This is a genomic window from Streptomyces calidiresistens, from assembly GCF_014141525.1.
Taxonomy (GTDB): domain Bacteria; phylum Actinomycetota; class Actinomycetes; order Streptomycetales; family Streptomycetaceae; genus Streptomyces; species Streptomyces calidiresistens.
Genome location: NZ_VKHS01000229.1, coordinates 1 through 6,896, shown reverse-complemented (window position 1 = coordinate 6,896; position 6,896 = coordinate 1). Strand labels below are relative to the sequence as shown.

General features: G+C 72.4%; 2 protein-coding genes. One reads left to right on the top strand and one right to left on the bottom strand.

The genetic code is table 11. The features are described 5' to 3' along the window. Positions 1–139 precede the first annotated feature (139 nt). Positions 140–1,078, top strand: coding sequence for a hypothetical protein (locus FOE67_RS11760; RefSeq protein ID WP_182663339.1), 939 nt, complete (start codon positions 140–142; stop codon positions 1,076–1,078). Positions 1,079–1,207: 129 nt separating this feature from the next. On the opposite strand, the gene pulA is transcribed toward FOE67_RS11760, so the two are convergent. Beyond that, positions 1,208–6,697: a pullulanase-type alpha-1,6-glucosidase gene (gene pulA / locus FOE67_RS11755; RefSeq protein ID WP_182663337.1), complete on the bottom strand. Its 5,490-nt coding sequence runs from the start codon at positions 6,695–6,697 to the stop codon at positions 1,208–1,210. Between the last annotated feature and the right edge of the window lie 199 nt (positions 6,698–6,896).

The window sequence follows — 6,896 nt, the reverse complement described above, 5'->3', positions numbered from 1 at the left end:
GGGACGGAGGGGGCGGATGGGCACGGATGGTGGGAGCCGCGACCGGAGCACCGGAGTGCCGGAGGGAAGGGGAACGGACATGGGACGGGACCGATCGCCGTGCGCCGGCCGGCGGGGAACGGCGAGGATCCGCGCGGCGGTGCCGGTGGTCGCCCTGGTGGCAACAGCGGTGGGGTGCGGTGGCGGGACACCGTCCGGGGCCGGCCCCGGACAGGCGGAGTTCGACCTGTTGACCCGTTCCGGCTCCCATCCGGTCGAGGCCCGGATGGTGGAGACGGCCGAGAGGGAACTGACCGCCGCCTGCATGGCACGGGCGGGGTTCCCCTACGTGGTGGAGGAACCCCCGCCGGTTCCCGACTCGATCGAGGAGCGGGAGGTGGACCCGGAGAGGCTGCGCGCGATCGGCTACGGGCTCCACGACGGTTTCGACGACGACGGCAGTTCGACGAACGGGCCGGGCGACGGGTCGGGGGGCGAAACGGGGGACACGGCCGGCGGCACGGCCAACGACGCGTACGTCGCCGCCCTTCCGGATGACGAGTCGGCCGCCTACATGACCGCCCTGCGGGGCGACGGCGGCGCCATGCGGGAGATGCGTTTCGACGCCGGGACGGGGGTGACCTTCCCGGAGCGGGGATGCGAGGCGGAAAGTCGCGCCGAGTTGTACGGGACCCTCGACGCCTGGGCCGCGACCACCCACGCGCCGCAATTCATGAATCTGGCGTTGGCGAAAAGCGTGACCCGGGATCCGGAATACCTTCTCCTGATCGACGAGTGGAGCACCTGTATGGCCGGAAAGGGGTTCGAGGTCGAAAGTCCCGACGCGGCGGTGGAAGAACTCACCGCCGCGTACGAGGAGCACGGCGCGACCCCGGGGACAAGGGATCGGGAGATCGCCACGGCCGTGGCCGACGGGGAGTGCGCCCTGGAGATCCGGTTGCCCTCGGCCGTGCTGGAGTTGCGGCACCGGCACGCCGGAGATCTTCCCGAGGAGGATCTCGACGCCCTGAGCCGGTTGACCACCGTGTGGGCCGAGACGGTCGAACGCGCCCGGACCCGGGGCTCCGCGGCCGATTGAGCCCCCAACCGCCCCCGGGCCCGACGCCGGTCGGCGTCGGGCCCGGGGGCACCGCGGGGAACCCGGTCGGCCGGCGGGCCGGAGCCGGTTTCCCGTCCCCCGCCGAGCGACCGGCGGGGGACGGGGAGGTCACCGCAGGGTGAACACCGCCGTGGTGCGCGGCGGGATCTCGAAGTCGCCCCGGTCGGCCGCGAAGCGCGCCGAGCGCACGACCTCGTCGGACCCCTCGGCCTGGACCGGGTGGAGCCGGTAGTCCTTCCCCACCAGTGAGGGGTGGTTCTGGTGCTGCCGGTGCGGGGTGGCGTTGAAGACCACCGCGAGGTCGCCGACCTCCATCACGATCACGCCGGGGATCTCCCGGTCCGTGCCCGAGAGCGGGAAGGAGACCGCCTCCTGCACCTCCTGCGCGGTGCGCAGTCGGAAGGCGTCCTCACCGGAGCGGATCCGCAGCAGGTCGCGGTAGGCGTCGCCCGCCACCCGGATCTCCGCGCAGCCCACCGTGAGGTTCGGGTGGGTCAGCAGCGGTTTCGCGAAGGGCCACTTGGCCTCGTTGTCCCACGCCGGGGGCAGGCCGCGGCCGAAGCCGTTGCCGTCCCGGCAGTCCCAGTGGATGGCGTTGAACCAGTCACCGGAGTTGTAGGAGTTGCGGTCCAGGGACTTCGAGCGCAGCAGGTCGGTGCCCGCCTGACCGAAGGCCGGGCCCTGCGAGAACAGGGCGGTGGACTGGGCGACGACCTGGGCCCGGGCCCGATCGGCCGGGGAGACCCGGTCGGGGAGCTTGTAGGCCAGGGCGTCGAACAGCGTCTCGTTGTCGTGCTTGTCGACGTAGGCGACCGCCTCACCGGGGGCGGCGGCGTACCCGGCGGGTGAGCCGTTGTAGTCCACCTCCGCGCCGGTGACCCGCTCCCCGTCGCTCGCGACGAAGGAGTAGTCGGCGAGGTTGCCGGTCAGACCGACCTTGACGAGGTCCTGGTAGTTCAGCAGGCGCTCGCGCTGTTCGGCCTGCGTGCCGTTGGCCGGGGAGCCGTTGGGGTCGCTGTACAGGCCGGAGGCGAAGCCCTGCACGCCGGGGTCCTCGTCGAAGGGACCGCCGCCGCGCACGGCGTCGCGGGCCCGGTCGGAGAAGGTGGCGATGCCGGTGCCGGCCATGTTGGCCTGGGTGGCCTGCTCGAAGCGGGCGTTGTCGGCGACCTCGCCGAAGTTCCAGCCCTCCCCGTAGAGGATGACCGACTTCCCGTCCACCCCGTGCTCCTCGACCGTGAGGGCGTCGAGCGCCTCCCGGACGTCGAGGAGGTTCTGCTTGGGGTGGTGCCCCATGAGGTCGAAGCGGAAGCCGTCGATCCCGTAGTGCTCGGCCCACAGCACCACCGAGTCCACGACGAGCCGGCCCATCATGGCGTGCTCGGGCGCGGTGTTGGGGCAGCAGGTGGAATCGGCGACGGTGCCGTCGGCGAGCAGGCGGTGGTAGTAGCCGGGCACCACGCGGTCGAGGATCGACTTGTCGTCCTGACCGGCGGCGAAGGTGTGGTTGTAGACCACGTCGTTCACCACCCGCAGGCCGGTGGCGTGCAGCCCCTGCACCATGCGGCGGTACTCGACGATGCGGGCGGTGCCCTCGGGGTCGGTGGCGTAGGAGCCCTCGGGGACGTTGAAGTGCACCGGGTCGTAGCCCCAGTTGTAGGCGTCCCGGTCACGGATCTCCCCGATGCACGCCTGCTGCTCCGGGGAGTCGGCGGGCAGTGCGGCGAGGTCGCAGTCGGGTTCGCGACGGTCGGCGGCGCGCTCGGGGACGGAGCCGATGTCGTAGGTGGGCAGCAGGTGGGCGTGGGTGGTGCCCGCCTCGGCCAGCCCGCGCAGGTGCTGCATGCCGTGGCTGCCGTGCTCGGTGAAGGCCAGGTACTTCCCCTTGTTGCGGGCCCGGGCGTCGGCGATGGAGAAGTCGCGGACGTGGAGTTCCTGGATGGTGGCGTCGGCGAGGTCGACGGGCTCGGGGACGTTCCGGTTCGCCCAGCCCTGCGGGGCGAGGGCGGGGTCGTTCAGGTCGATGATCAGGCTGTACTCGGAGTCGGTGGTCAGACCGACCGAATAGGGGTCGGTGACCTTGTTGGTGACCACCGCGCCGGCCTCGGGCGCCCAGACGGTGACGTGGTACCGGTAGGTCTTGCCGTACCAGTTCTTCTTCCCCTTCACCGACCACACGCCGGTGGCGTCGTCGCGGGTCATGGGGACGAGCTTCTTCTCGTTGCCGTCCAGTTCCAGGGCGACACGCTGCGCGGTGGGGGCCCACACGGAGAGCAGGGGGTCCCCCCGGTGTCCCTTCTTCTTCCCCTTGTCCTCACCCTTGCCCTTGCTCTTGCCGGGCGACTTCGCGTCGGGGAAGGTCGGGCCGAGGTCGGCCTCCACCGCGCCCTCGGCGTACAGGTCGTCCAGGACGCCGGGGATCTGCACCCCGGTGAGGCGGGTCAGGGCGCCGTTGGCGGCACGCTCCGAGGCGAGCAGCTGGGAGCGGAGGGCGTCCTCGATCCGGTCGGCGTCGCGCGGGTCCACCCGCAGGGCGGACTCGTCGGCCAGGTGCGGGAAGCGGGCGCGCTGTTCGTCGGTCAGTTCGGTGGGGATGAGCCGGATCCAGTGGCCCTCGTCGGTGAGCGCGCCGTCCTCGAGGGCGATGGAACCCTCGGGGTGGTAGAGCAGCTGACGGCTTCCGCCGGGCGGGACGGCACCGGGCCAGACGACGGTTCCGGCGTCGATCCAGTGGGCCCGCGCACGGTCGGGGTTCAGGTCGGGGGCGGCTCCGCCGCTGGGCAACAGGTACGTCTCCTCTCCCGACACGATCCACACCTCGTGGCCGACGGCCCGCAGGTCCAGGGACTGGTCGGCGGGCAGGTCCTTCTCGTCGCCCCGGTGGATGATGTAGCTCAGCGAGGTCGCGCCCTCGGCGAGCGGGATCTCGTAGACGGCGCCGAAGGAGTCCACCTCGGAGGCCGGGATCGGCCGGCTCCAGTCGGTGGGCGCGGCCGCGCCGGTCCACACGTGCACGCCCCATCCATCGTAGTCACCGTCGGGGCGGTGGTACCTGAGGACGGCGAGGGACTCGTCGGCGGGCGGGTACACGCCCTCGGGCGCCTCGTTCAGCGCCTCCGGTTCGCCCTGCTCGACCCAGACCTCGCCGGTGGCGGAGAGGTCGATGGTCCGGTCGGTGTCGGTGTCCTTGTTGCCCTCCTTGTCCACGATGAGGTAACCGACCTCGGAGGCGTTGGGGGCCAGGCGCACCCAGGCGAAGGCGCCGAAGGCGTCACGGCCGATGAAGGGGCGGCCGTGGGGCCACTCGTCGAAGCTCTCGCTCTCGTGGAGGTCACCCCACGCCCACAGCGACCAGTCGTCGTAGTTCCCGTCGGGCCGGTGGTAGTGGACGACGGCCCACTCCCGGCTCACGGCACGCGGCGCCCGCTCCGGCGGCGGGCTGCCGGCGGTGGTCTGCGCGCCGGTCGCGGCGGTGGCGCCGGAGGAGTCCACGGCGACCGCGCGGTAGCGCAGCGGGGTACCGGCGGAGGTGCCGGGCGGGACGGTGTGGGTGACGCGGTGCGGCGGCGCGTCGGAGACGCCGAGCACCTCCCAGGCACCGTCGCCGACCTGCGCGGCGAAGGCCACGCGGTTGAGCGAGCCGCCGGTGACGGCGGCGGAGAGTTCCACGACGCCGTGCGCGCCGGCGTCGGGGGCGGTGAGCTCCACGGCGGGCGCGACCTGCGGGTCGGGCAGCGGTCGGTCGGCGCGCAACACCACGGTGGACAGGGCGGGCACGGTGAGCTCGACCACGCCGTCGGCGTCGGCGGTCACGCCGGCCCCGGGGCCGGCGGCCTCGCCGTACAGCACCTCGAACGCGGCGTCCGGGGTGTCGGTGGGCACGGTGACCGTGCGCTCGGCCTCCGCGTTGTTCGCGGCCACCAGGTACTCAACGCGCTCGTCGGCGTCGGTGCGGGTGTGGGCCCAGACGCCGGCGCCGTCCTCCGCGTACCGCTCGGTCTGCGCGCCCTCGCGCAGCGCCGGGTGCTCGCGGGTGAGGGAGGAGAGGTCGGCGATCGCCCGGTACAGCGGGTGGTCGGTGTCGTAGGCGTCCTCCGCGTGGGTGCGGTCGGTGCCCAGCTGCGGGTCCTGAAGGTACAGCGGCGTCGTGGAGCCGAAGAGGGTGGCGCGGGCGGCCTTGTCGCCGCCGGAGCCGGTGAAGCCCTGCTCGTCGCCGTAGTAGATCACCGGGTTGCCCCGGGACAGGAACATCAGCTCGTGCGCGAGGCGGGAGCGACCGAGCAGTTCGGCGTCGTCCGCGTCCGGGTTGTCGGCGCGCAGGAAGTGCCCGATCCGGCCCATGTCGTGGTTGCCCAGGAACGTGACCGACTGCTGGGCGTTGGTGTCGGCGGTGGTGTACCGGTGGTCCTCGCCGAAGAGGGCGGAGAGGCGCTTCGCGGAGCCGCCCTGCGAGGCGAAGGACCGCGCGGCCTCCTGGAAGGCGAAGTCCAGGGTGGCGTTCAGGCCGCCCTCGGTGACGTACCGGGCCTTCTCGGCGACATCGGAGGAGTACACCTCGCCGAACATGAAGAAGTCCTCGTGGCCGAGGGATGCGGCGTGCTCCTTCATGGCCGCGGCCCAGCGGGTCCAGAACTCCATGTTGACGTGCTTGACGGTGTCGATGCGGAACCCGTCGATACCGAAGTCCTCGACCCAGGTGCGGTAGATCTCCACCATGCCCTCGACGACCTCGGGCCGGGCGGTGAACAGGTCGTCCAGGCCGTGGAAGTCGCCGTACAGGGAGCTCTCGCCGGCGAAGGAGGAGTCGCCGCGGTTGTGGTAGAGCGTCGGGTCGTTGAGCCAGTCGGGGACCTTGAGGTCGGCCTCGGCGTCGGAGGTCACCGGCGTGTAGGGGAAGGATTCGACGTCGAGTTCGGGGAACTCCCCGTTGTCGGCACCGGCGTGGTCGAGGTCGTCGAAGGGGCGGCCCTCGGTGTCGAGGTAGGGGAAGGCGCCCTTGGAGAGGTAGTCGTAGGCGCCCTCGTCGTAGTGGATGACGTCGGCGGTGTGGTTGGTGATGACGTCGAAGAAGACCTTGATGTCCCGCTCGTGCGCGGCGTCGACCAGTTCGGCGAGTTCCTCGTTGGTGCCGAAGTGCGGGTCCACCCGGGTGAAGTCGGTGATCCAGTAGCCGTGGTAACCGGCCGAGGCGTGGTCCCCCTCGCCCTGCACCGGCTTGTTCTCGAAGATGGGCGCCATCCAGATGGCGGTGGTGCCCAGGCCCTCGATGTAGTCCAGGTTCTCGATCAGGCCGCGCAGGTCGCCACCGTGGTAGAAGCCCTCGTCGTCGGGGTCGTGGCCGTGGTCGAGGGGGCCGCCGGGAATGCCGGCGGTGTCGTTGGACGGGTCGCCGTTGGCGAAGCGGTCCGGGAGCACGAAGTAGAACTGCTCGGTGGTGAGGGCGTGCCGGGTCGGCTCGGCGGCCAGTTCGGCGTCGGTCGGCGGCGGTGGGGCCGCCTGGGCGGCCGGGGCCGCCGCCGCGTGGATCAGCGTCGCGAGGACACCGGCCGCCGTGGCGACGGCCAGTCCTCTGCGCGCGGTGGGCGTGCGCAGCAGCACGGGGGTGCTCCTCCGGTTCGGGAAACGGGACGGGGGCCGGCCCGGGGACGGGGCGGCCGACACATCGACGGAATGGGGCGGAACGGTGCGGGACGGTGCGGGACAGCGGACGGGGCCGGCCGCGGGACCGGCCCCGCCGGAAGGGGGCCGCGCCCCCGCGCGTCCGCCGCCGGGGAGCGGGGGCGCGGCCCCCTTCCGG